Raw genomic sequence first — 22,660 nt, forward strand, 5'->3', positions numbered from 1 at the left:
GCGCCGGCCCAACAGGTCGGCGCTGACTGCGACAACCATCCATCAAGGAGTTTCCAATGAGCAACGTTCCGTACAAACGCCTGAACAAAGACGATGCCGTGGTTTTGCTGGTCGACCACCAGACCGGTCTGATCTCGCTGGTACAGGATTTCTCGCCCAACGAGTTCAAGAACAACGTGCTGGCGCTGGGCGACATCGCCAGGTTCTTCAAGCTGCCGACCATCCTCACCACCAGTTTCGACAGCGGTCCGAACGGCCCGATCGTGCCGGAGCTCAAGGCGCAGTTCCCGGACGCGCCGTTCATTGCTCGCCCGGGCCAGATCAACGCCTGGGACAACGAAGACTTCGTCAAGGCGATCAAGGCCACCGGTCGCAAGCAACTGATCATCGCCGGTGTGGTGACCGACGTGTGCGTGGCGTTCCCGACCCTGTCGGCCATTGCCGAGGGCTTTGAGGTGTTTGTGGTGACCGACGCTTCCGGCACCTTCAACACCACCGTGCAACAAGCGGCCTGGGCACGCATGTCGGCCGCCGGTGCGCACCTGCTGAACTGGTTCTCCGTGGCCTGCGAGCTGCAAGGCGACTGGCGCAACGACATGGAAGGCCTGGCCAACCTGCTGTCCGAGCGCCTGCCGAACTATCGCAACCTGATCAACAGCTACATGAAATTTACTGCGCAGTAATGGTTGTGGCTGCTGGCTTTGGCCAGCAGCCTTTAAAAGATCGCAGCCTTCGGCAGCTCCTACTTCGGAATGTGTTTCCCTGTAGGAGCTGCCGAAGGCTGCGATCTTTTTTCTTTCAACGCTTTTGCAACCAACTCAAAAATCCACCTTTCCTGACCGCCACCGGCTTGGCCATCAACGCCATCCGGCTGTTCTGCTGGCGCACTGCTTGCAGCTTGTTCAACGCCCGGTCGACTTCCCGTCGTTGCGCCATGCAACTGCGGGTCAGGGATTTGTCGAGGCGGTAAATGATGCTTGAAGTCATGGCGGTGAACCGTGCCTGGGATGGCGTGTCGGCGAGGATGCTTTGTTCGCCCATGACTTCGCTCGGCCCCATGCGCCCGGCTTCGATCTGCGTGCTGCCGTCGGGGACGGTGGCGCTGACCACGCCAGTGGCGATGACGAACAGGCTGTCCGGTACTTCTTCCAGATCCAGCACCACTTCACCGGCCGTGTATTGTTGCGCCACCATGTTCTGGGCCAGGCGATCACGCTCCTCGGCGCTCAGGGAACGGAAGATTTTCACTTCATCGAGCAAGGCCCGTGCGCGGGTCGACGGTTCGATCACGCCATCGGGTTGCCGGGAAATGCCTGCCGCTTCGAGGTGCCGATGGGCCAGGTCGAACAGTTGATTGCGCACTTCACCTTTTTTGCCCAACTCGGCGATAAAGCCGCTGGCCACGTATTCGGACATGGTTTCGCCGGCTTCCTTGAGCACGGCTTTCGGCGCCGGATCGAGCAGCAGGCTGCTGCTGCCTTGCAGAGTGCGGTCCAGGGCGTCGAGTACCCGACGCGGGCGGATGTGGTTGGGCACTTGAATGCTGATGGACACACCGTGCAGGTTGAACGGGCGGCTGAGGTTGACGATCTTCGCCTTGGCCGCCACCGAGTTCGGCACCACCGCGGTGCTGCCGGCGCTGGTCAGCAGGTGGGTGGCACGCCAGTCGATGTCCAGCACCTTGCCTTCAATTCCGTCGATGGAAACCCGGTCATCGACCTGATACGGCTTGGTGGTGTTGAGCACGATGCCGGAGAACACGTCGCTCAAGGTGCTCTGCAATGCCAGGCCCACCACGATGGCGACGACGCCGGAGGTCGCCATCAAGCCTTTCACCGGCAGCTCCAGCACGTAGCCGGCGGCGGCCACCACGGCAATCAGGAACACCAGTGCGCCGATGACATCCTGCAACAGCCGGCCGCTGTGGCCGATGCGCTGCATCAGGGCCAGGCCGATCACTTCGGTGAGCACCCGCGCGGCGTACAGCCACCAGAGAATCCCCAGTGCCGTGGCCCCCAGTTGTGCCACGGGATCTTCGGCAAACAAGGGTGCCTGCAACGGGCTGACACCGGCGTTGATGAGCACCGCGCTGAACAGCACAAACAGCGCCAGGCGCACACCGACCCGGCTGACGCGATGCTTGAATGGCGCGAGGTGCCAGAGCAGGGCGTCGACTACCAACAGCAGTGCGCTCAGGGAAAGCAAATGCTCAAGGAGCAAGGACATGGGGAACTCCATTTAAATGCTTGCGGCAAACAGATCGCAGATCCTTCGGGGAAGGTGATTTCAGTGCGGTGAACGAAGATTAATGGTGTGCCATGAAGGGAAAAAGCGGCTATAAAGTGTTTGACTGTCAACCGGGAGGTGACAATGAACCCCTTCGAAGATATGCGCATTTTTTGCCAGGTCATGGACTCCGGCAGCTTCACGGCGGCCGCCGATCAATTGGGGCTGTCCAAGCAGTTTGTCAGCCGCCGCTTGATGCAACTCGAAGAGCGCCTGGGCGTGCGCTTGCTCAATCGCTCGACCCGGCGCCTGGACGTTACGCCCCTGGGGCAGAGCTATTACGAATCAGCCTTGCGCCTGCTCAGCGAAGTCGAACAAGTGGAGCAGGGCATCGCCGGCCAGACCACCGAGCCACGGGGAACCATTCGGGTGAGTGCGCCGCTGTCGTTCGCACTGGCCCATCTGGGCTGCCTGTTGCCGGTGTTTTTGCAGCGCTATCGCGACGTGACGGTGGAGATGGATTTGAGCGATCGCCCCGTGGATTTGCTCGGTGAGGGCTACGACCTCGCGCTGCGCATCGGCACACTGGAGGACTCGACACTGATCGCCCGACGCATTGCCTCCATTGAGCGGGTGTACTGCGCAAGCCCGGCGTACCTGGCCGAGCGCGGTACACCGCTCAAGCCTGAAGACTTGCACAGTCACGACTGCCTGCCGTATGGCCATGGTCGACAGGTGCAATGGCGGTTTGCGGGGCAGGGCAAATCATTGAGCGTCAATGTCAGCGGGCGGATGCGCGTCAACAACGGTGAACTGCTCAAGGATGCGGCGATCGCCGGGCTGGGGATCACGTATTTGCCTACGTTCATTGTCGGCTCGGCGTTGAAGGATGGGCGACTGGTGGAGGTGCTGGAGGATTTGCGCCCCGAGCCGCTGACGTTATCGGCGGTCTATCCGCAACACCGGCAGAGTTCGCGGCCGGTGCAGGCGCTGGTTGAGTTCTTGCGCGAGGAACTGGATCAGTCTGAGGGTGGGTTGTAATGAGATGGTTCACACAATCTATTGTGGGAGCGGCGGTGCGCCGCTCCCACAGGGTTTTGTGTTGTATGGGAATCAGCTGGGATCAGCTCCTTTTGTCATCACCGGGTTCGGCATGGACACCGCGGTCATCGCCGGGCTCGCCATTGGCATGCACTCCACGGTCATCGCCGGGCTCGCCATTGGCATGCACTCCACGGTCATCACCGGGCTCGCCATTGGCATGAACCCCATGGTCATCGCCGGGCTCATCATGGGTGCCGCTGCGACCTGAGGACGAGGCCGTTCCGGAGTGACTCGAACCGCTGTTGGCACTGCCATGGCCGCTGTTGCTGCCATGATCGCCACTGTGGCCGCTGCCGCTGTTGCCGCCACTGCCGCTTCCACCGTGACTACCGCCACCACCACCACTGCCGCCGCCACCACCGCTACCGCCGCCTCCACCTCCACCACCACTTCCTCCGCCACCACCACTTCCGCCACCACCACCACTTCCGCCACCACCACCGCCGCCGCCACTACCCCCCCCATCCTTGGCCTGAGCACTGGAAACTCCGGACAGGCTGTCCGGAATCAATACGGTAGACGCCGACAGAACCGCGCCAATAGCTACTGCCAGTAAAAGCTTATTGATGAGCATGTCGTTCTCCGTCTTTTTTATTCAGATTGGAACGTTGATGAACATTGCAATGTGCTGCCTTTTTTCCCCATGGGAACTAGATGAACAGTTCAACGCACCGATTTATTCGGCTGGAACGTTGAAAAAGAATGCGATGCACGGCCGGACCTGCTTCTAAAGGGTCAACTCCAAAGGGTCAGTGAATGCTCGAGGCCAGTTCGAAAATCGGGATGTACATCAGGATCACGATCACCCCGATCAGCAGGCCGATGAAGGTCATCAGCAAGGGTTCGAACAGCCGCACGAACCATTCGATCCAGCGGCTGATTTCTTCGTCGTAGAAGTCGGCGCTGCGCTCCATCATTTGCCCGAGGTTGCCGGACTGTTCGCCGGCACGCAGCAGGCGCAGGGACACGGGGGTCACCAGGTGATTGAGTTCCAGCGCGGCAGAGAGTGATTGCCCTTCGCGCACCCGGTCGCAGGCCTGGTCCAGGCGCGTGCGGGAGGCGACGCTGAGCAGGCCACGGACCATGCCCATGGCAGTGACCAGAGGGATGCCACCTTGTAGCAGAATCCCCAGCGAACGGTAGAAACGCGCCAGTTCATACATGAAGATGCGCTGGTGCACCGCGGGGAGTTTTTCGATCAGTCGGTCCAGCCCCCGACGAAACGCCGGCTGGCGCTGGAGCAGGGTGAGGGCGACGATGATGGCCAGCAAGCCACCGAAGAATTCACCCTGGTGGGCGTGCAGGAACATGCCGCTGCTCATCAGGATCTGCGACATCCACGGCAGGTTCGACCCCAGCCCTTCAAACACCAGGCTGAAGCGCGGTACGACATACCCCATCAAAAACAAAACCACGCCACCGCCCACCACCAGCAACAGCAAGGGGTAGATCGAAGCGCTGATGATCTTCTGGCGAACCTCGTCCATGCGCTGGCGATAACTGACATAGCGGCCCAGGGCATCGCCCACGGCGCCGGTCTTCTCGCTGGACTGCACCAGCGCCACGTACAGCGGAGGAAAAACCGCCGACAACTGGCTCAGGGCCTGGGAAAACGATTTACCCTCGTAAAGCAGGCGAACCAACTCGTTCAAGGTCTTGCGAGCCTGTGGCGCGTTTTCCTTTTCCGCCAGGCTTTCCAGTGCATCGATCAACGGCAGGCCTGCGTTGAGCAGGGTGGTCAGTTCCTGGCTGAACAACACCAGGTTGAACGTCTCGCGCTTGTGCAGGCGCAACGCGCGCCAATGTCGCTCGGCGTGCAGGCTGACCACCCGCAGGCCCTGGTCTTCGACGATGCGCCTGGCTTCGCTGTGCCCCGGTGCTTCGACGGTCATCGAGACGACACCGGCCTTGCCAACGGCCTTGAGATGAAAGCGCATGGTCGCCATTCCCGTCAGTTCCAGTTGGTGACTTCGGCGTTCTCGCCTTCGCCACCGGGCTGCCCGTCCTTGCCCATGGACAACAGGTCGTACTCGCTGTTTTCACCGGGATAGCGATAGGCGTAGTTGCGGCCCCAGGGGTCTTGCGGGAGTTTTTTCTGCAGGTACGGGCCGGTCCAGCGCGGTTCGTCGGCGGGGGCGGTGACCAGCGCCTGCAAGCCTTGTTCGGTCGATGGGTAATGGCCGACTTCCAGGCGGTAAAGGTCCAGGGCTTTGCTCAAGCCCTCTATTTGCGCCTTGGCCACTTTCACTTCGGAACGGCCCAGTTGGGCGAAATACTTCGGCGCCACGATGCCGGCCAACAGCCCCAGTACCACCAGCACTACCAACAGTTCGAGCAAGGTGAACCCGCCTTGGGGTCGCCGGGCATAAGACAGTCGCTGATTCATGATGACCTCACTCAGTCGGCAGCAGAGTTGCCATGTAGTTGCATGCAATTGCCATGCTCACGATTGCTGACCCTGGCGCGCCCCCCGTACTACGGGCCTTCTCGCTTACGGCACAGTGCTTGCGTATGGCTGGTGCACGACTGGCCATTGGGGCAATTGCCCCAATTTTCGGGGCCGGAAGGGGAGGTATAACAATGAAAACACTCACCACCGGATTACTGGGTCTGCTTGTACTGGCCGGCGCCGCACAGGCCGATGTGTTTGTTTCCGTGGACGCCAATGGCAGCTACGTCCTGTCCAACGTCCACCGCCCCGGACGCCACTATGAACGGGTGATTCGTGAGCCCGATGCGGCGGTGGTCAGCCTCGATCAGCAACCGCAGATGATCGCCGCGCAACCCTATGCCGAGCTGGTGGCGGCGGCAGCCACGGCCAACGAACTGCCGGCGGCGCTGATTCACGCAGTGATCAAGACCGAATCGAGCTACAACGCCCGCGCCACCTCACCCAAGGGTGCTCGCGGGCTTATGCAGTTGATGCCCGACACTGCCCGCGAAATGGGTGTGACCAATGTCTACGACCCCAAGGCCAACATCCAGGGCGGCGCCCGCTATCTCAAGCGCCTGATGACGATGTTCGACAACGATATCCGCCTCGCCGTGGCGGCCTATAACGCCGGCCCGCAAGCGGTGCTCAGCCGGGGCAACGTGGTCCCGCCGTTCGCCGAGACCCAGCGTTATGTGCCCAGCGTGCTGAACCAGTATCGGCGTTTGCAGGGGTTGCCCGCGGATGCGCCGCTGTGATCGAAACCCCCGGGGGATTTTTCCCCAATAGTGGGGAATGATGGCCCCGGCGAAAAAGTGGGGGGATTGGGTGGGGTAAATCCCCCGACCTATCAAGTCGTAATTATAACAAGCTGATTAATAACGTATTTTTTTGTGGCATGCGGATTGCTCCGGTCGATTTGTCGAGAAGTGGCGATACACCACCAAGAGGAAACAGACATGGACCGATTCGCGCATCGCGGCCTGCTGACGTTCTGCCTGTTGGTCTTCGGTATCGACCAGGCGCCGGCACACTCGGTGGACGAGCACACCGGGCACGATATGTCGGCCAGCACCGCCAACCCGGAGACCGCCCGGATCAGGTTTGCCGACGTGACCCTGCTGGACCAGAACGGCAAGGTCGTCAGCCTGGAAAAAGACCTGGTGAGCAACAAGATCGTGGTCATGGGTTTCATCTACACCAACTGCACCACGGTCTGCCCGGTGGTGTCCTCGATTATGGGCAGGGTGCAAAAACAGTTGGGCGCGCGGGTCGGCACCGAGGTGCAACTGGTGTCGATCAGCATCGACCCGCAGCGTGATGATCCCCAACGGCTGAATGACTACGCCCGCACCTTCCAGAAGGGGCCGGGCTGGAGCTGGCTGACCGGTTCGCCGCAGTCGGTCGATGCCACCCTCAAGGGCCTTGGCGCCTACAGCGGTGGCTTCGAGAACCACTCGCCGCTGATTCTGGTGGGGGACGGCAACAACCGTTCCTGGACCCGCTACTACGGTCTCACCGACCCGACGGAGCTGGCCCGGGCCGTCGAGAGGCTCAGAGGCGAACGCAACGCCCACGCCAAGCACACCGCCATCGCCATGGAGCATCAGCCATGAGCGCCCTCGACAGGAAAACCTGCTTGCCCTGCACACCCTTGCAGGGCCAGAACGGCAGCACCTTTATCTCCCTTACCAGTGATCCGCTGCGTAACACTGTGGCGGTACTCAAGGCTTGCACCTTGAAACAGGGCATCGATGGGCCCCACTGGTTTTTTCTTACCGAAGACAAGGTGCAAATGGACCTTGTATGGGGGCGCATCGACCAGATCCTGCCGACCCCCGCGCAACACTCCACCCGGTGGATCGTCGGTGACGCGGCGAACAGACGCTGGAGCAAAATCCGTCCCGTTGCCCCGGTCGCGGAGCCACGGCCATGAATACTGCCCTCGTCCTTGGCCTGCTGCTCTTCGGCGGCATCGCGTTCACCGCCCAGGCACTGCCGCTGAGCCTCAGCGAAAGTGCCGGGAAACGGTTGTACCACGAAGGCGTGTCGGCCAACGGCGATCCGGTCATGGTCCGGGTCGGCGCAGCGGGCATGCTGCTGCCGGCCAGCCGCCTGCCGTGCGCCAGTTGTCATGGTGAAGATGGCCTCGGGCGCCCGGAAGGCGAGGTGCGCCCGCCAGACCTGCGCTGGTCGAGACTGGCCAGCAGCCAGGGCCAACAGCACATCAACGGCCGCAGTTACCCGGCCTACAGTGAAACCACCCTGGCGCGGGCGGTGCAGGAGGGGCGCGATCCGGGCAACAACCAGCTCGATCCAACGATGCCACGGTTCGTGTTGTCGATGATCGATCAACGCAACCTCACGGCGTACCTCAAGCACCTGGCCGCCGACAGCGACCCGGGCCTGGCCCCAGACAGTCTGCACCTGGGCACGTTGTTGCCGGGTTCCGGACCCTTGGGCGAGGAGGGCATCACGGTGGCGGCGGTGCTCAACGGCTGCGTGGCGCGCATCAACGAGGCGGGCGGAATTCATGGCCGGCAGTTGCGCCTGACCATCCTCGACCCCGGTGCCGACCGCGCCAGTGCCGAAAAGGCGCTGGATCGGTTGATCGACGAAGAGCAGGTGTTTGCCCTGATCGCACCGCTGGCGCCGGCATTGGACGGGAGCTTCGCCGTACGTCTGGAACGGGCCGGCATTCCCCTGATCGGGCCGCTGTCCTTGCAAGGCACGCCCTATACCAGCCCGCAGATATTCGAACCGCTGCCGGGCCTTCGCGAGCAATTGATCGCCCTGGCCGACTACGCCAGGGCCAGCCTGCGGGTGCTTCAGGGGCCGACGCTGATCGCCTACCCGGACGAACCCGGCCAACGTCTGGCGGCGCAAGACCTCAGCAAATACTTGCAGGGGCACGCCTGGCAAAAGGTCAGCCTGCAAGCCTATGACCCGGCCGGGGATGATTTTCCCTTGGGGTCGCGCTCGGTGTTTTACCTGGGCAGCAGCAGCGGCTTCAGTCGCCTGGCCGAGCGCTTGCAAGCGGCGGGACAGGTGCCTTACCTGTTCGCAGCCTCGAACCAGGTGGCGGGCAATCTGACGCAGATGCCCAGCGGATTTTCCCGGCGGGTGTTCCTGGCCTATCCGTTCGTGCCCAGCGACTGGACCCTGGCCGGGCGCCTGGCCCTGACCCAGCTGCGCGAACATCAGGGCCTCGGTGGCCAGCACGCGGTGCTGCAAGTGGGCGCGTTCAGTTCGATGATGCTGCTCAGCGAAGGCATGAAGCAGGCCGGGCGAAATGCCAGTCGCGAGAAGCTGGTCAGTGCTCTGGAAGGCCTGCGTGACTTCGATACCGGGCTGACGCCACTGATGAGCTTTGGTCCGGGCCGACGCCTGGGCCTGAGCGGTGCCCATATCGTCACGGTGGATCTGCCGGATCAGCGTTTCTTCCTGGTCGCGCCCTATAAACCCATTGCTGCCAAGCCCTGACCGGAGGCCGATCATGAAACTCGATACCACCCGGTGCAGACGCTTTCACTGTCGAAATCGCAGGGCTACGCTTAACCGGGAAGAGGGCGTCGGCGCCATTGCGCTCGCGCAATCGAATCGAACGGATTGACGATCAATAGGGGGTTTCCCCAACAGTGGGGGAAATAAATCAGTGCCAATCAGGTCGCTTTCCCCGTTTCTGGGGGATGGAGTTACGGTACGAAAAGGCATTGTTTTTAAATTCAAGGACATGAAGTCCTAAAATTACCGGCGCCCAGCCTGGCATGAAGTATGCGTTAGTCCTGTCAGGGCGCGCACTCCGTCAGGTTCAAATCCCGGACCTGCGGTTTCAAGGAGTCCACCTTGTTAAACAAAGTACTGGTTGTTGATGACGAACAGTTGCTGGCGGAGAACCTCCAGGGTTACCTGCAGGCGCAAGCACTGGAAGTCCGGATTGCCCACGACGGTGCGCAAGGAATCGCTGAAGCTGACGATTTCGCGCCCGATGTGATGGTGTTCGATTACCGCTTGCCCGATATGGAAGGCTTTCAGTTGCTCGATGCCGTCCGCCAGAACAGGAAGTGTCATTTCGTGCTGATCACAGGGCACCCCACCGCGGAAGTTTGTGAGCGGGCCCGGCAACTGGGCGTCAGCCATATCCTGTTCAAGCCGTTTCCATTGGCGGAATTGGCCCGTGCAGTGCTTGATCTTCTGGGCAGGCAACGCGAACCCAAAGCGGGAGTGAGCACTTGCGAAGGCTTTGTCGAACGACGCCAGAGCAGGACCGAGAGTTTCCCGTTGCAGTTGTACGACGGTAGTTGGGTGCTGGCAGATCGCCGAAAAAGTACATCGGCCACCAAGGCTCCAGACGACGAACAATTGCTCACCGGGGAGTAGTGGCGCGACAAGACGTTTCGGCCTGCGCCGAAATGGCTCGCCGCGCCGACAGGGCCCAAAGCCCCGGGCGTTGGAGAGCAAGCCATGGACCGTCTATCCCTTGCCGTAGAACCGGCGCAACCGGAATGTGCACCGACTCGTTTCAGCAGTGAGCAACTGGCCCAGGCCCGGGCCCTGGCCACCAGTTCCGGCGAGCGGATGCTGGACGCCCTGGGGGGACTGTGCGAACTGGCTCCCATGCCCTTCATTCAATGCCTCGGCGTAACCCTGCACTACCCGGTGCTCGACACCGACAGCCTGTTCAATTCCACCCCGGTGTTCGACCGGGTCACCCTGGCTCAATGCCTCAAGCGCGAATTCACTCTGCTGCGTCATAACGATGCGGTCATCGGTGTGTTCGCCGACCCTTTCGACAGTGCGCGCCTGGCCTGGATCGATGAATGCCTGCAAGGCGCGCCGCTGTATCTGGTGCATGCCGATGACCTGAAGGCCTACCTGGCGCGTCACGAAGAAAGCTTCCATGCGGTGGAGTCGCTCAACGCCCAGAGCGACGCCGGCGCCGAGATCGATAACCTGCAAAGCCTGTCCCTGACCAGCATCAGCGAAGATTCCAGCGTTGTCGTCAAACTGGTCAACTCGACCCTGTACGACGCGCTGAAAATGCACGCCAGCGACATCCACCTCGGCACCACCGGCAGCGGCCTGGTGATCAAGTACCGGATCGACGGTGTGCTCAACAACATCAGCAAGATCCAGGGCAACGAATTCGCCGAACAAGTGATTTCCCGGGTCAAGGTCATGGCCGAACTGGACATCGGCGAAAAACGCGTGCCTCAGGATGGCCGCTTCAAGATCGGCATCAGCGGCCGGCAGATCGACTTCCGGGTGTCGATCATGCCGAGCATTTTTGGGGAAGACGCGGTGCTGCGGGTCCTCGATAAACAGGACCTGGCGGACAAGGTCTGCGGTGTGCAATTGCAGGCCCTGGGTTTTGAAGAAGAAACCTTGCGCCAGTTGCGACGGCTGGCCGCCGAACCCTATGGCATGGTGCTGGTGACCGGGCCGACCGGTAGCGGCAAGACCACCACCCTGTACGCGATGATCACCGAGATCAACCACGGCGTGGACAAGATCATCACCATTGAAGACCCGGTGGAGTATCAACTGCCGGGCGTGCTGCAGATCCCCGTCAACGAGAAGAAAGGCCTGACCTTCGCCCGGGGCCTGCGCTCGATCCTGCGCCATGACCCGGACAAGATCATGGTCGGTGAAATCCGCGACCCGGACACCGCACAGATCGCCGTGCAATCGGCGCTCACCGGTCACCTGGTGTTCACCACCATTCATGCCAACAACGTGTTCGACGTGATCGGCCGTTTCACCCAGATGGAAATCGATCCCTACAGCCTGGTCTCGGCTCTCAATGCCGTGCTGGCCCAGCGTTTGATCCGCCTGGTCTGCACCAGTTGCAGCAGCCCCTACAGCCCGACCCAAGAAGAACTGGAGGTCTCGGGGCTCGATCCGCAAAAGGTCGCTCACTACCAGTTCGTCCACGGCAAGGGCTGCGGGCATTGCCGGGGCACCGGTTATCGCGGGCGTAGCGCGATTGCCGAATTGCTGCATCTGGACGACGAATTGCGGCAAATGATCGTCGAGCGCCAGCCCATTTCGAAAATCAAGGCGCACGCCTGCAAGCGTGGCTTGCGACTGTTGCGCGAGTCGGCGCTGGAGATGGTGGAACAAGGCCGGACGACGCTCGAGGAGATCAATCGTGTCACTTTTATCTCGTGAGCAATTTGTCGCCGTGCTCGGCGCCAACGGTGTTGGCCTGGGGCAACGGCAGGGTGCTGCAACCCACTGGCTGGGCAGCGTCGGCTACATCGACGAAGGCTTCCAGGCCTGGACGGTGGCCCTCGATACCCTTGACCGCTTGCTGGCCGAACACAGCGTTGCCAGGGCGGAACTGACCGTGGTGATCTCCGGGCACTTCAGCCGCTATTGCCTGGTGCCCTGGAGTGAGCAGATCAGCAGCCCGGCCGAATTGCTCGGCTTCGCCCACCTGTGTTTCGAAGACCTCTACGGTGCCCCGACGCAGCCCTGGAGCCTGGTGCTCTCGGCCGAACCCGCCGGTTACGATCGCATCGCCACCGCGCTGCCACAGGGCTTGCTCGAACGCCTGCGCGCCCTGGTCCGTGCTCGCGGTTTGCGCCTGCGTTCGGTGCAGCCGTATCTGATGGTGGCGTTCAACCATTTCGATAAAAGCTTTGAAGCCGGGGACTTCCTGTTCGTGGTCGCCGAACCGGTGCGCAGCGTGTTGCTGCTGGCCCGGGAAGGACGCTGGACCTCGGTGCGTTCGGTGGGCAGCAGCGACAGCGATGCCGCGCTGACCGCGCTGATCGGTCGTGAAAACCAGTTGCAGGCTTCCACCAGCGAACGGCCGTTGAATGTCTACCTGCATGCACCGGCGCGCATCGATTCGCCTCCCGACGTGCCCGGCGTGCAGCTGCGCAGCCTCGAAGAAGACCGGACAGCCGCACGCGATTGCCTGTACCTCATGTCTCGGGCGGTGGCCTGACATGCGCCCCCTGATGCTCGACTTTCAGCCGCGCCGCCGTGCAGGCCCCTTGGGCTGGAGCCTGCTGGCCGGTGGCGTGGTGCTGACATTGACTTGCCTGATGGTGCAACAGCACCTGAGCAACGAGGCCGAACAGCAGCAGGGGCATCTGCAAACCACGCAGCGAGTGCTCACCGGCGATACCGGCAGCAAACTCAGCCTGACCCCGGCGCAAATTCGCGAGCAGGCGCATAACCTGGCGGAAATGCGCAAGGTCTCCCAGCAGTTGCGTCGTCCCTGGGAGCGCCTGTTCGCCACCCTCGAAGCCATGCCGCGGGACAACATTGCGCTGCTGACCCTTACCCCGGACGCCCGCAAGGGCCAGGTGCGTATCAGCGCCGAGGCGCTGGACCTGGAAGCCATGCTCGATTTCCACCGTCGCCTCGAAGCCAGCGACGAGCTGTCCGACGTGTCGCTGCTGAGCCACGAAATTGTCGCCAACGTGCCGGAACACCCGGTGCAGTTCAACCTGTCGGCCACCTGGGAGATCGGCGATGCAAATCCATAAATTGATCGTCCACGAATACCTGAAAGGCCTGGGCGTTCCGGGGCTGGCAGGGATGACCATGCTGGTGCTGGCGCTGAGCTATGGCCTGGTAGGTTTGCTGCCGGACTGGGAGTCGCTGCAAAGTCTCAGCCAGCAGACTCGCGAAGCCACCGAGTACCTGGCCAAGGTCGAAGACGGCAGCGTGGCCGCACCGGTGGTGCCGCAGCGCCAGCTCGACGACTTCCGCAGCAAGTTGCCATCCCAGCCCCAGGCCACCGTGGCCATCGACAAGATCTATGCCCTGGCCGCCCAGGAGCGCATCACCTTGTCCCGGGGTGAATACTCCCTGGGCGTGGACCCCAAGACGCACCTGGCCCGTTATCAGATTCTGCTGCCGGTACGTGGCAGCTACCCGCAACTGCGGCGTTTCCTGCACGCCTTGCTCGGCCAGTTACCAGCAGTGGTGCTCGAGGATGTGGAGCTTTCGCGCAAGAATATCGCCGATACCGACCTGACCGGGCGGATCCGCATGACCCTTTACCTGTCGAGGTCATGATGAATACCAAACGCGTGGCGGGTTGGGTGGCGTTCTTCGGTGTAGCGGCAGCGCTCGCCTGGCTCCCCGAATACTTCAATCAGGCCGACGACAGCGACCTTGCGGTGGCCACCGTGGCTACCCCAGTCAAGGGCAAGACCCCGGGCGCACCGACGGCTGCATCGAGTGCCGCTGCGCTGACGCCGATCAAGGACCTGAGCCCGGCAGGCGACCTGTTCGCCGCCCGCAGCTGGATAGCGGCGCCGGCCCCTGGCACCGTCACTGAACAACCGGTAGTCGTTACTCCGGTGGTGCAAGTCCCCACGGCACCACCGTTGCCCTTCCAGTTTGTCGGCAGGCTGCATGACCATTCCGATCTGCAGGTGTTCTTGCAGAGCGGCGAAAAAATATACGTCGTGCGCAAGGGGGATGTCATCGACGAAACCTGGCGGATCGAGCGGATTTCCGAGAAGGAACTGAGCCTGGTCTACCTGCCTCTGCGTTTGGCGCAGACTTTGTCTGTGGGGAGTACGGAATGAACAAATCCCGTTTGTTGATGAGCCTTTGTCTCTGCGCTGGGCTGGCCGCATGCAGTTCCGCGCAGCTCGCCAAGGATGAAGCTTCGGCCCTGATCGAATCGGGCCAGTACGAAGCCGGTCTGGCCCGCATCGAAGAGGGATTGCGGGAAAACCCTCGCGATACCGATTTGCACATGGCCCTCAACAACGGACGGGCCCTCGCCGTGAAGTCGCTGCTGAGCCAGGCCGACATGGACCGCACCCAGCGTAATTTCGCCGGGGCCCGCATGACTTACAGCCGGGTCTTGAATATCGAGCCGAACAACCGTCGCGCCCAGGACTCCCTGCGCCAGCTCGACTACCTGCGCAGCATGGATGAGAAACTCGAACTGGCCCGTGGCGACCTGCGTCGCGGTGACATCTACGGTGCCGACCGCCAGGTCAAGCAGATTCTCGAACTGGACCCGAAGAACGAAGGCGCCCTGGAACTGCAAGACAGCATCCGCCTGGTGCAGAGCCGCAACGTGGTGCAGTACCCCCAGCTGCGCACGCGCCTTGACCGGCCGGTGACTCTGGAATTTCGCGATGCCAACCTCAAGACCATTTTCGAAGTGCTGTCCCAGGTCGCCGGCCTGAACTTCATCTTCGACAAGGACCTGCGCCCGGACATGAAAGCCACGATCTTCGTACGTGACGTGCGTATCGAAGACGCCGTGGATCTGCTGCTGCAACAGAACCAGCTGCATCAGAAAGTGGTGAACGAAAACACCTTGCTGATCTACCCGGACTCGCCGCAGAAGATCAAGGATTACCAGGAACTGGTGATGCGTACCTTCTACCTGACCAGCATCGATGCCAACACGGCGTTGAACATGATCAAGACCATGCTCAAGACCCGCGACGTGTTCGTCGATGAGCGCCTCAACACCCTGACCATGCGCGATACCGGCGACGCGGTGCGCATGGCGGAAAAACTCCTGCAATCGCAGGACCAGTCCAACCCGGAAGTGGTGCTGGAAGTGGAAGTGATGGAAGTCGCCCGCCAGCGCATTCTCGACCTTGGCCTGCAATGGCCCAACACCTTTGGCGTGGTCAACAGCGACGGCTCGGCGGTGACCCTTCTCGATCAGCTCAAGGGCATCAACTCCGGCCGCATCACGATCTCGCCATCGCCCCAGGCCAAGATCAATGCCCAGGACAAGGACATCAACACCCTGGCCAGCCCTGTGATCCGGGTCAGCAACCGCGAACAGGCGCGCATCCACATCGGTCAGCGTGTGCCGATCATCAGCGCCACCTCGGTGCCTTCGACCCAGGGCCCGGTGATCACCGAAAGCGTGACCTACCTCGACGTCGGTCTGAAGCTCGAAGTGCAACCCATCGTGCACCTGAACAACGAAGTGGCGATCAAGATCGCGCTGGAAGTCAGTAACGCCACGCCGCTGACGCCGACCGCTCAGGGCACCATTCCGGTCCAGGTCGATACGCGCAACGCCCAGACCACTCTGCGCCTGCATGACGGAGAAACCCAGATCCTCGCCGGGCTGGTGCGCAACGACCATGGCAGCACCGGCAACAAGATCCCCGGCCTGGGTGACATTCCCGGCCTGGGTCGCCTGTTCGGCAGCAACAAGGACGACGTCAGCAAATCCGAACTGGTGTTGTCGATCACCCCACGGATCGTGCGCAACCTGCCGTACCAGAGCCCGTCGGACATGGAATTCCAGACCGGTACCGAAACCAGCATGCACATCCAGGCACCGGACCGTTCGATGAGCACGACGGTTCAGACCAACCCCATGAACGCACCGATCGCCACCACCGTTACCGTTGGGAAGCCTTGATCATGAACGCCTCGCAACGCGGTTTTACCCTGGTCGAAGTGGTGGTGACGCTCGCCTTGGTCGGCCTGCTGGCCGGCATGGCCGCACCGCTGACCGAGACCGTGGTGCGCCGGGGCAAAGAGCAGGACCTGCGGACCGCGCTGTACCAGATCCGCGATGCCATCGATGCTTACAAGCAGGCCTTCGACGCCGGCTACATCGAGAAGTCGATCGACAGCAGCGGCTACCCGCCGAACCTGCAAGTGTTGGTCGAGGGTGTGCGTGACACGCGCAGCCCCAAGGGCGCCAAGTTCTACTTCCTGCGGCGCATCCCCCGTGACCCGCTGGCAGTCGTCAAGCGTGACGACGAGGGCGGCTGGGGCCTGCGTTCCTATGACAGTTCGGCTGAGAACCCGCGGGAGGGCCAGGACGTCTTTGACGTTTACTCCAAGGCACGCGGCAAGGGTCTCAATGGCATCGCCTACCGAGAGTGGTGAGCATATGCGTCGGCAAAAGGGCTTTACCCTGATTGAACTGATGGTGGTCATGGCGATCATCGCGACCTTGATGACGATCGCCTTGCCACGCTACTTCGGCAGCCTGGAGGCCTCCAAGGAGACCACCCTGCGCCAGAGCCTGTCGTCCATGCGCGAGGCACTGGATCACTATTACGGGGACACCGGGCGTTATCCCGACTCCATCGAACAGCTGGTCGAACTGCGCTACCTGCGCAACCAGCCGCTGGATCCGATTGCCGAGCGCAAGGACACCTGGGTCATGGTCGCGCCACCGGATGGCGTGGCGGGCGGGGTGTCCGATATCAAGAGTGGGGCCAGCGGGAGGGCGCGCGATGGCAGCCTTTATTCCGAGTGGTAAACCTGCGAACCAGGATGGCTTTACCTACCTGGGTGTGCTGTTTCTGATCGTCGTGCTGGGCATGGGCCTGGCCAGTGCCGGCGAGTTGTGGGCCACCGCTTCTCGCCGTGATCGGGAAATGCAGTTGCTCTGGGCCGGTACGCAGTATGCCCAGGCGTTGCGCAGCTATCACCGCAGTTCACCCGGTATGGCCCAGTATCCGAAAGAGCTCAAGGACCTGTTGCAGGACGAGCGTTTCCCGACGGCCAGGCATCACCTGCGGCAGTTGTACCCGGAGCCGATGACGGGTGGCGAGTGGGAGCTGATGCGCGATTTGGACGGGCGTATCAGCGGTGTGTATTGCCCGTCCGAGCAGAAGCCGCTCAAGCAAGAGAACTTCCCCAGCCAGTGGGCGGACTTCAAGGGCATGGCCAGTTACAAGGACTGGCAGTTCGTGGCCGAGAAAGTCGTTCTCGATGGCGCCGAGGGACCGCCGAAAGAACAGTCCACCGGGCCCCAGGCATTGCAGCCTTGAACCTCGGGAGCGGGTTTGACAGGCAACACATTTCCGCCAAATGTACCCGGTCCAATTGTGGGAGCGGGCTTGCTCCGGGCGGCGTTCCGACGAAGGCGGCCTGACAGCCGACCTGTCTTTTGTTGACCGTGTACATATCCATTGCTGCGGTAACGGCGGCGTATGGTTTCGCCCTTACGGCGAGTCACTTTTTTTACAAGCGCCTAAAAAAAGTAACCAAAAAAACGCTCGCCCCGAACGTACGGCCCCTCGCTAAGGTTCGGGGTTCCTTCGCTGCGGTATTCATCCGGGGGCATTGCCCTCCGGTCGGCTTCGCTTCGACCTACATGCAATGAGTTCGACTGCGTCGAACGGCGCTGCGCGCCAATCCCCGGATAAACACCTCCACTCAGCCTTCCGAGGGGGCGGGTGGATCAAGATCAAGAGCTGCAGGCGAGCTAACGCTCGGCCTGATGAGTGGTGAAAAGCGTGGGTGTACGCCGACTTGCCTTTGCTCTTCTGTGGGAGCGAGCTTGCTCGCGATGACGGCCTGCCAGCCGACCAATTTCTTTCGAATGTACCCAGCCCAACTGTGGGAGCGGGCTTGCCCGCGAAGGCGGCCTGACAGCCGACCAACCTCTTGCAGTCATACCCGGATCAACTGTGGGAGCGAGCTTGCTCGCGATGGCGGCCTTACAACCAATGATAATCCTTTGGTTCATACCACCAATGTGGCGAGGGAGCTTGCTCCCGCTCGGCTGCGCAGCAGTCGCAAATCCATTCAGCGGGGGCTGACTCGCAAACCGCACTGTCTGATCTCGGGGCCGCTTCGCAGCCCAGCGGGAGCAAGCTCCCTCGCCACAGGATTTGTGTACGCCCTTCAGACGTTTTCCAGCATCGTGATCAACTGCTCCGGCCACACCGTTTCTCGGGTCTCTCGCAGTTCGGCTACGGACCACCATTTATGGTCCGCCATTACCCGGACTTCGTTAGCCGTCCATCCCTCACGGGACAGGCGTTCACTGTCGGTATGAACCACAAAATACCGTTCAACCGACAGCACCGTTTCACCACTGGGCAGCATCATCGGAAAACGCCGCTCTGCAACGCTGGCTCCCACGGCAGCGACATTCAGTCCGGTTTCTTCAAACAGTTCACGAACCGCCGCAGCCTCGAAGGATTCTCCTTGCTCAAGACCTCCACCGGGTGTCGCCCAGTGGCTTTGGCCAGCGAGGGCATCGTTTTTGTGTTGGAAGTGAAACAGCAGAACCTGTTGCGAGGGATTGATCACCAGCAGTCTGGCGGAATTGCGCTGGCGCATTTTTTCTTTCCATAGAGTGCCGCGAATCGCAGCTTTCACTGCGGTTCGCGACGGTAAAGCTCATGTCGGCATTTCTACACCGAATTAGTTACGCAACGACTCGATAACACGGCACATAAGCCGCGCCGCCCGGCAGTTTCATGCGGTGCTGGGCGACGAAGGCTTTGAGCAGCAGGTCCAGCGGTTGCATGATCGCCGCGTCGCCACGGATCTGGTACGGCCCGTGGTCTTCGATCAGGCGGATGCCCTTGTCCTTGACGTTACCGGCGACGATGCCGGAGAACGCACGGCGCAGGTTGGCCGCCAGTTCGTGGGCGGGCAGGTCGAGGCTCAGTTTCAGGTTGGCCATGTTTTCGTGGGTCGGGTCGAATGGGCGCTGGAAGCCTTCGTCGATTTTCAGCAGCCAATTGAAATGGAACGCATCGTTGCGCTCGCGGCGGAACTGCTTGACCGCCTTGAGGCCCTGGGTCATTTGTCGCGCCACTTCGGCCGGGTCATCGATGATGATCTGGTAGTGCTGCTTGGCGGCGTCGCCCAGGGTGGCACCGACGAACGCGTCCAGTTGTTCCAGGTACGGCGCAGCGTGTTTCGGCCCGGTGAGGATGACCGGGAAGGGCAGGCCTTCATTGCCCGGATGCATCAGGATGCCCAGCAGGTACAGGAACTCTTCGGCCGTACCGGCGCCGCCGGGGAAGATGATGATGCCGTGGCCGACGCGGACGAAGGCTTCCAGGCGCTTTTCGATGTCCGGCAGGATCACCAGTTCGTTGACGATCGGGTTCGGCGCTTCGGCGGCGATGATCCCGGGTTCTGTCAGGCCCAGGTAGCGGCCGCCGTGGATGCGTTGCTTGGCGTGGGCGATGGTCGCGCCTTTCATCGGGCCTTTCATCACACCGGGGCCGCAACCGGTGCAGATGTCCAGGCTGCGCAGGCCCAGTTCGTGGCCGACTTTCTTGGTGTATTTGTATTCTTCGGTGTTGATCGAGTGCCCGCCCCAGCACACCACAATCCTCGGCTCGACCCCGGGACGCAGGGTGCGGGCGTTGCGCAGCAGGTGGAAGACGTAGTCGCTGATGCCCTGGGAGGTGCTCAAATCGATGCGTTGGCTGTCGAGTTCATTTTCGGTGTAGACGATGTCGCGCAGGGCGCTGAACAGCATTTCCCGGGTGCTGGCGATCATTTCGCCGTCGACGAAGGCGTCGGCCGGGGCGTTCAGCAATTCCAGGCGCACGCCGCGGTCCTGCTGGTGAATGCGGATTTCAAAATCCTTGTAGGCTTCAAGGATGGTCTTGGCGTTGTCGACATGGGCGCCGGTGTTGAGGATGGCCAGGGCGCACTGGCGGAAGAGGGTGTAGGTGCTGCCGGAACCGGCTTCGCTCAATTGCTGGACTTCCCGTTGCGAGAGCGTTTCCAGGCTGCCTTTGGGACTGACGGAGGCGTTGATAACTTGGCGTTGGGTCATTCAATGATCCTTAAAACGATGTCATTCACACAGCAACTACGAATGGCATCCGAATAATGTGTATTCATGAAAGAAGATGGCACGAACTGCGCGGTCTTGCCACGTCCCCCGCTTGACGATGAAAAGATGAAAAGGCGCCCCAGCATAGCTAAATCCCGCGCAGAGGCGATAATGGCCCGCTGTCTTTTTGCCTCAGACCCCTTTCAAGCTCAGGAAACCCGACGCAATGTTCGAAATCCAGCCGATGAACGCCCAGACCTACCGGCAACAGACACGGCGTAGCACGCTCATCATTGCCCTGATCTTTCTGGCGCTGGCGATGGTGCTGTCCACGGCGGCGGTGGCCCTGTTCGGCACGCCGGGGGGCGACAACCTGCGCTTCAACATTGGTGGCGTGTTTGTTGCGGTGCTGGCAATGGCGGCGTTGATGCGCAAAGTGTTCTGGCGCCAGGAGTGGATGGCGCCGGCGGTCTACAGTTGGCAACTCAAGCGCAGCCTGATGAGCGTTACCAATGTCATGCATCATGTAACGGCGGCCGTGGAAAAGGGTGATCCGGTGGCGATGAAGCTGTTGCGTTTCTACCATTTGGGGTTGAACCAGATGCATCAGCTCGATGGCAACTCCAGCGACCATGGCCAGTTGCTCCGCGAAATGGATCAGCACAGGGAACGAATGCAGGCGCTGGGTATCGATACCGAACAGACGCGCCTGGATCCGGCATGGCTGGAGGCGGTAAAGCCGGCCAGGGGCTAACATCATGGCGAGCCTGGATCAGGCATAGTAAGCAAACGCGGCGATCAGGAAGGCTCGTCCGTCATAGACCCTCAGGGAGCAACATGGGACAACCATCGATCCACGATCATATTGAAATGCTCCGGCCAGTCGTGCCCCGTCTCAAGGTCCGCTCGGCGGTGATCCTGCTGGTGGCGGTGTGCCTGTCGATGGTGGTTATCGTGATCTGGGAAGCCTGGAGCTCTCGCCAGTACCGCCTGCATGACAAGGAAGTGGCGATGTCCAACCTTGCGCAGACCCTGGCATCGCAAGCGCAGGCCACGATCAAGCAGGCCGACACGCTGCTGTTCACCCTGGTCGATCGTCTGGAACACGACGGCGTGGATAAATCCCGGCTGCCGCTATTGCTCAACGCCCAGCGCAGTGAGTTGAGCCAACTCCATGGTGTCTTTGTTTTCGACGAAAATGGGCAGTGGGTCGCCAATTCCAATGGCGCCGGCCAGACCGGTGTCAACAATTCCGACCGCGAATACTTCATCTTCCATCGCGATAACCCCAGCCGGGGGCCGCACATCGGGCCGTCGATCAAGAGCCGTTCGAGCGGTGAATGGATCGTGACGGTTTCGCGCCGGGTCAATCATCCCGACGGCAGCTTTGCCGGGGTGGCGCTGGCGTCAATCTACCTCAGCCATTTCCTGCAGCTCTACGACAGCATCGACATGGGCAGTAACGGCGTGATCAACCTGATCGCCGACAATGCCAGCGTTGTCATTCGCCGACCCTTCAAGGAGGCGGACATCGGCACCAGCCTCGCCAAAAGTCCGTTGTTCACCCAGTTGTTGCCAAAGGGCGACGCGGGTACGGCCACGATCAAGTCGATCATCGACGGTGTCGAGCGGGTAATAGGGTATCGCCGGGTCGAGGGTTATCCGCTGATCGTTTTTACCGCGTTGAACAAGGATGAAGTGCTCGGCAGCTGGCGCAAGGAGACGCTGCTCAGCACCGGCATCGTCACGCTGTTGCTGGGTTTTATCGGGGTACTGGGGTTTCGCCTGATCAAGCTGATGAGGCAGCAGAACCTGGTGCAGGTCGAGTTGCTGGACACCCAGGACAAGCTGCTGGAGGTCAATCGCAACCTCGAAGGCCTGGCCCTCAAGGACGCACTGACGGGGCTGGCCAACCGTCGTCAGCTCGACGCTTTCATCGATGCCGAAATGGGCCGTGCCCGACGCAACCAGTCCGAATTGGCTTTGCTGATGATTGATGTCGATCATTTCAAACCCTTCAACGACCGCTACGGCCACCTGGTCGGTGATGAGTGTCTGCGCAAGGTCAGTGCGATCATCACGGAAAACATCAAGCGCCCCGGTGACCTGGCCGCCCGCTATGGTGGCGAAGAGTTTGCCGTGGTGCTGCCCGGCACCGACTACGTGGGGGCATTTCTGGTGGCGGAGAAAATCCGCCGCGCGGTACTGCAGGCCGACATTGCCCACAGTGACAGCCCGGAAGGCAGCGTAACCGTCAGCGTCGGCGTGTGTGCCAGCAATGCCGCGTCCCAGATCCGCCCCGAAGAGCTGATCGGTGCGGCAGACAAGGCGCTATATGTGGCCAAGGCCAGTGGGCGCAACATGAGCGTGATTGCCAACTGAGGGGCGGG

At 61.5% G+C, this 22,660-nt stretch carries 23 protein-coding genes and 1 pseudogene; 18 read left to right on the top strand and 6 right to left on the bottom strand.

The window, feature by feature from the left end:
- Positions 1–56: 56 nt before the first annotated feature.
- Positions 57–683: an isochorismate family cysteine hydrolase YcaC gene (ycaC, locus tag ACMDB8_RS09920; protein ID WP_056723476.1), complete on the top strand. Its 627-nt coding sequence runs from the start codon at positions 57–59 to the stop codon at positions 681–683.
- A 115-nt stretch (positions 684–798) separates the two neighbouring features.
- On the opposite strand, the gene ACMDB8_RS09925 is transcribed toward ycaC, so the two are convergent.
- Positions 799–2,226, bottom strand: a complete 1,428-nt coding sequence (locus tag ACMDB8_RS09925) for a mechanosensitive ion channel family protein (protein WP_056723478.1) — start codon at positions 2,224–2,226, stop codon at positions 799–801.
- 144 nt (positions 2,227–2,370) lie between these two features.
- Here ACMDB8_RS09925 and ACMDB8_RS09930 point away from each other — a divergent pair, with 144 nt between their 5' ends.
- A complete protein-coding gene (locus ACMDB8_RS09930; RefSeq protein WP_056723480.1) occupies positions 2,371–3,267 on the top strand; it encodes a LysR family transcriptional regulator in 897 nt (298 codons plus the stop codon).
- Between the two features lie 82 nt (positions 3,268–3,349).
- Here the strand turns inward: ACMDB8_RS09930 and ACMDB8_RS09935 are convergent, their stop codons facing one another.
- From ACMDB8_RS09935 to gspG, 3 genes are all read right to left on the bottom strand, one after another.
- Positions 3,350–3,904 carry a hypothetical protein gene (locus ACMDB8_RS09935; protein WP_413966571.1) on the bottom strand — a complete coding sequence of 185 codons (555 nt, stop codon included), beginning with the start codon at positions 3,902–3,904 and terminating at the stop codon, positions 3,350–3,352.
- A 175-nt stretch (positions 3,905–4,079) separates the two neighbouring features.
- Complete coding sequence (locus ACMDB8_RS09940; RefSeq protein ID WP_223541484.1) at positions 4,080–5,267, bottom strand: type II secretion system F family protein; 1,188 nt, start codon at positions 5,265–5,267, stop codon at positions 4,080–4,082.
- Between the two features lie 14 nt (positions 5,268–5,281).
- Positions 5,282–5,716, bottom strand: a complete 435-nt coding sequence (gene gspG / locus ACMDB8_RS09945) for a type II secretion system major pseudopilin GspG (RefSeq protein ID WP_056723485.1) — start codon at positions 5,714–5,716, stop codon at positions 5,282–5,284.
- Between the two features lie 194 nt (positions 5,717–5,910).
- On the opposite strand from gspG, the gene ACMDB8_RS09950 reads away from it, so the two are divergent.
- The 14 genes and pseudogenes from ACMDB8_RS09950 (at position 5,911) to ACMDB8_RS10015 (ending at position 17,508) form a co-directional block, all read left to right on the top strand.
- Positions 5,911–6,519, top strand: coding sequence for a lytic transglycosylase domain-containing protein (locus ACMDB8_RS09950; protein ID WP_056723487.1), 609 nt, complete (start codon positions 5,911–5,913; stop codon positions 6,517–6,519).
- A 201-nt stretch (positions 6,520–6,720) separates the two neighbouring features.
- Positions 6,721–7,377, top strand: a complete 657-nt coding sequence (locus ACMDB8_RS09955) for an SCO family protein (RefSeq protein ID WP_056723488.1) — start codon at positions 6,721–6,723, stop codon at positions 7,375–7,377.
- Between the two features lie 50 nt (positions 7,378–7,427).
- Positions 7,428–7,697 (top strand): annotated as a pseudogene (locus tag ACMDB8_RS09960) (hypothetical protein); the annotation flags it as partial.
- Positions 7,694–9,244 (top strand): ABC transporter substrate-binding protein, encoded by a 1,551-nt coding sequence (locus tag ACMDB8_RS09965; protein ID WP_409079271.1) that lies wholly within the window; start codon positions 7,694–7,696, stop codon positions 9,242–9,244. The pseudogene ACMDB8_RS09960 and the gene ACMDB8_RS09965, both read left to right, overlap by 4 nt.
- A gap of 363 nt (positions 9,245–9,607) precedes the next feature.
- A complete protein-coding gene (locus ACMDB8_RS09970) occupies positions 9,608–10,141 on the top strand; it encodes a response regulator (protein ID WP_056723493.1) in 534 nt (177 codons plus the stop codon).
- A gap of 84 nt (positions 10,142–10,225) precedes the next feature.
- On the top strand, positions 10,226–11,932 hold the full coding sequence (locus ACMDB8_RS09975; RefSeq protein ID WP_056723496.1) for a GspE/PulE family protein: 1,707 nt from the start codon (positions 10,226–10,228) through the stop codon (positions 11,930–11,932).
- Complete coding sequence (locus ACMDB8_RS09980; protein ID WP_409079272.1) at positions 11,913–12,716, top strand: hypothetical protein; 804 nt, start codon at positions 11,913–11,915, stop codon at positions 12,714–12,716. The genes ACMDB8_RS09975 and ACMDB8_RS09980 overlap by 20 nt, the downstream gene beginning before the upstream one ends.
- 1 nt (position 12,717) lies before the next feature.
- Complete coding sequence (locus ACMDB8_RS09985; protein WP_056723500.1) at positions 12,718–13,263, top strand: PilN domain-containing protein; 546 nt, start codon at positions 12,718–12,720, stop codon at positions 13,261–13,263.
- Positions 13,250–13,798, top strand: coding sequence for a pilus assembly protein PilO (locus tag ACMDB8_RS09990; protein WP_409079273.1), 549 nt, complete (start codon positions 13,250–13,252; stop codon positions 13,796–13,798). Before ACMDB8_RS09985 ends, ACMDB8_RS09990 begins: the two co-directional genes overlap by 14 nt.
- Positions 13,798–14,316 (top strand): hypothetical protein, encoded by a 519-nt coding sequence (locus ACMDB8_RS09995; protein WP_056723503.1) that lies wholly within the window; start codon positions 13,798–13,800, stop codon positions 14,314–14,316. The genes ACMDB8_RS09990 and ACMDB8_RS09995 overlap by 1 nt, the downstream gene beginning before the upstream one ends.
- Positions 14,313–16,139: a secretin N-terminal domain-containing protein gene (locus ACMDB8_RS10000; protein WP_223541486.1), complete on the top strand. Its 1,827-nt coding sequence runs from the start codon at positions 14,313–14,315 to the stop codon at positions 16,137–16,139. Before ACMDB8_RS09995 ends, ACMDB8_RS10000 begins: the two co-directional genes overlap by 4 nt.
- 2 nt (positions 16,140–16,141) lie before the next feature.
- On the top strand, positions 16,142–16,615 hold the full coding sequence (locus ACMDB8_RS10005) for a type II secretion system protein (RefSeq protein WP_056723508.1): 474 nt from the start codon (positions 16,142–16,144) through the stop codon (positions 16,613–16,615).
- A 4-nt stretch (positions 16,616–16,619) separates the two neighbouring features.
- Positions 16,620–16,994 (top strand): type II secretion system protein, encoded by a 375-nt coding sequence (locus ACMDB8_RS10010; RefSeq protein WP_056723510.1) that lies wholly within the window; start codon positions 16,620–16,622, stop codon positions 16,992–16,994.
- Entirely contained in the window at positions 16,969–17,508 is a 540-nt protein-coding gene (locus ACMDB8_RS10015) for a type II secretion system protein (protein ID WP_409079274.1), read from the top strand. The genes ACMDB8_RS10010 and ACMDB8_RS10015 overlap by 26 nt, the downstream gene beginning before the upstream one ends.
- Before the next feature lie 859 nt (positions 17,509–18,367).
- Here the strand turns inward: ACMDB8_RS10015 and ACMDB8_RS10020 are convergent.
- Positions 18,368–18,808 carry an NUDIX hydrolase gene (locus ACMDB8_RS10020; protein ID WP_223541487.1) on the bottom strand — a complete coding sequence of 147 codons (441 nt, stop codon included), beginning with the start codon at positions 18,806–18,808 and terminating at the stop codon, positions 18,368–18,370.
- An 88-nt stretch (positions 18,809–18,896) separates the two neighbouring features.
- On the bottom strand, positions 18,897–20,270 hold the full coding sequence (ppnN, locus tag ACMDB8_RS10025) for a nucleotide 5'-monophosphate nucleosidase PpnN (RefSeq protein ID WP_056723516.1): 1,374 nt from the start codon (positions 20,268–20,270) through the stop codon (positions 18,897–18,899).
- A gap of 226 nt (positions 20,271–20,496) precedes the next feature.
- On the opposite strand from ppnN, the gene ACMDB8_RS10030 reads away from it, so the two are divergent.
- Positions 20,497–21,024: a DUF3087 domain-containing protein gene (locus tag ACMDB8_RS10030; protein WP_056723518.1), complete on the top strand. Its 528-nt coding sequence runs from the start codon at positions 20,497–20,499 to the stop codon at positions 21,022–21,024.
- 83 nt (positions 21,025–21,107) lie between these two features.
- The gene (locus tag ACMDB8_RS10035; RefSeq protein WP_223541489.1) at positions 21,108–22,652 is read left to right on the top strand and encodes a sensor domain-containing diguanylate cyclase; all 1,545 of its coding nucleotides are present in this window, start codon (positions 21,108–21,110) and stop codon (positions 22,650–22,652) included.
- Positions 22,653–22,660 lie beyond the last annotated feature (8 nt).

It is taken from the genome of Pseudomonas monachiensis, assembly GCF_047345015.1.
Classification (GTDB): domain Bacteria; phylum Pseudomonadota; class Gammaproteobacteria; order Pseudomonadales; family Pseudomonadaceae; genus Aquipseudomonas; species Aquipseudomonas monachiensis.

Coding starts and splice junctions, on each gene's coding strand:
- ycaC (WP_056723476.1), top strand. CDS start 57: ATGAGCAACGTTCCGTACAAACGCCTGAACAAAGACGATGCCGTGGTT.
- ACMDB8_RS09925 (WP_056723478.1), bottom strand. CDS start 2,226: ATGTCCTTGCTCCTTGAGCATTTGCTTTCCCTGAGCGCACTGCTGTTG.
- ACMDB8_RS09930 (WP_056723480.1), top strand. CDS start 2,371: ATGAACCCCTTCGAAGATATGCGCATTTTTTGCCAGGTCATGGACTCC.
- ACMDB8_RS09935 (WP_413966571.1), bottom strand. CDS start 3,904: ATGCTCATCAATAAGCTTTTACTGGCAGTAGCTATTGGCGCGGTTCTG.
- ACMDB8_RS09940 (WP_223541484.1), bottom strand. CDS start 5,267: ATGCGCTTTCATCTCAAGGCCGTTGGCAAGGCCGGTGTCGTCTCGATG.
- gspG (WP_056723485.1), bottom strand. CDS start 5,716: ATGAATCAGCGACTGTCTTATGCCCGGCGACCCCAAGGCGGGTTCACC.
- ACMDB8_RS09950 (WP_056723487.1), top strand. CDS start 5,911: ATGAAAACACTCACCACCGGATTACTGGGTCTGCTTGTACTGGCCGGC.
- ACMDB8_RS09955 (WP_056723488.1), top strand. CDS start 6,721: ATGGACCGATTCGCGCATCGCGGCCTGCTGACGTTCTGCCTGTTGGTC.
- ACMDB8_RS09965 (WP_409079271.1), top strand. CDS start 7,694: ATGAATACTGCCCTCGTCCTTGGCCTGCTGCTCTTCGGCGGCATCGCG.
- ACMDB8_RS09975 (WP_056723496.1), top strand. CDS start 10,226: ATGGACCGTCTATCCCTTGCCGTAGAACCGGCGCAACCGGAATGTGCA.
- ACMDB8_RS09985 (WP_056723500.1), top strand. CDS start 12,718: ATGCGCCCCCTGATGCTCGACTTTCAGCCGCGCCGCCGTGCAGGCCCC.
- ACMDB8_RS09990 (WP_409079273.1), top strand. CDS start 13,250: ATGCAAATCCATAAATTGATCGTCCACGAATACCTGAAAGGCCTGGGC.
- ACMDB8_RS09995 (WP_056723503.1), top strand. CDS start 13,798: ATGAATACCAAACGCGTGGCGGGTTGGGTGGCGTTCTTCGGTGTAGCG.
- ACMDB8_RS10000 (WP_223541486.1), top strand. CDS start 14,313: ATGAACAAATCCCGTTTGTTGATGAGCCTTTGTCTCTGCGCTGGGCTG.
- ACMDB8_RS10005 (WP_056723508.1), top strand. CDS start 16,142: ATGAACGCCTCGCAACGCGGTTTTACCCTGGTCGAAGTGGTGGTGACG.
- ACMDB8_RS10010 (WP_056723510.1), top strand. CDS start 16,620: ATGCGTCGGCAAAAGGGCTTTACCCTGATTGAACTGATGGTGGTCATG.
- ACMDB8_RS10015 (WP_409079274.1), top strand. CDS start 16,969: ATGGCAGCCTTTATTCCGAGTGGTAAACCTGCGAACCAGGATGGCTTT.
- ACMDB8_RS10020 (WP_223541487.1), bottom strand. CDS start 18,808: ATGCGCCAGCGCAATTCCGCCAGACTGCTGGTGATCAATCCCTCGCAA.
- ppnN (WP_056723516.1), bottom strand. CDS start 20,270: ATGACCCAACGCCAAGTTATCAACGCCTCCGTCAGTCCCAAAGGCAGC.
- ACMDB8_RS10030 (WP_056723518.1), top strand. CDS start 20,497: ATGTTCGAAATCCAGCCGATGAACGCCCAGACCTACCGGCAACAGACA.
- ACMDB8_RS10035 (WP_223541489.1), top strand. CDS start 21,108: ATGGGACAACCATCGATCCACGATCATATTGAAATGCTCCGGCCAGTC.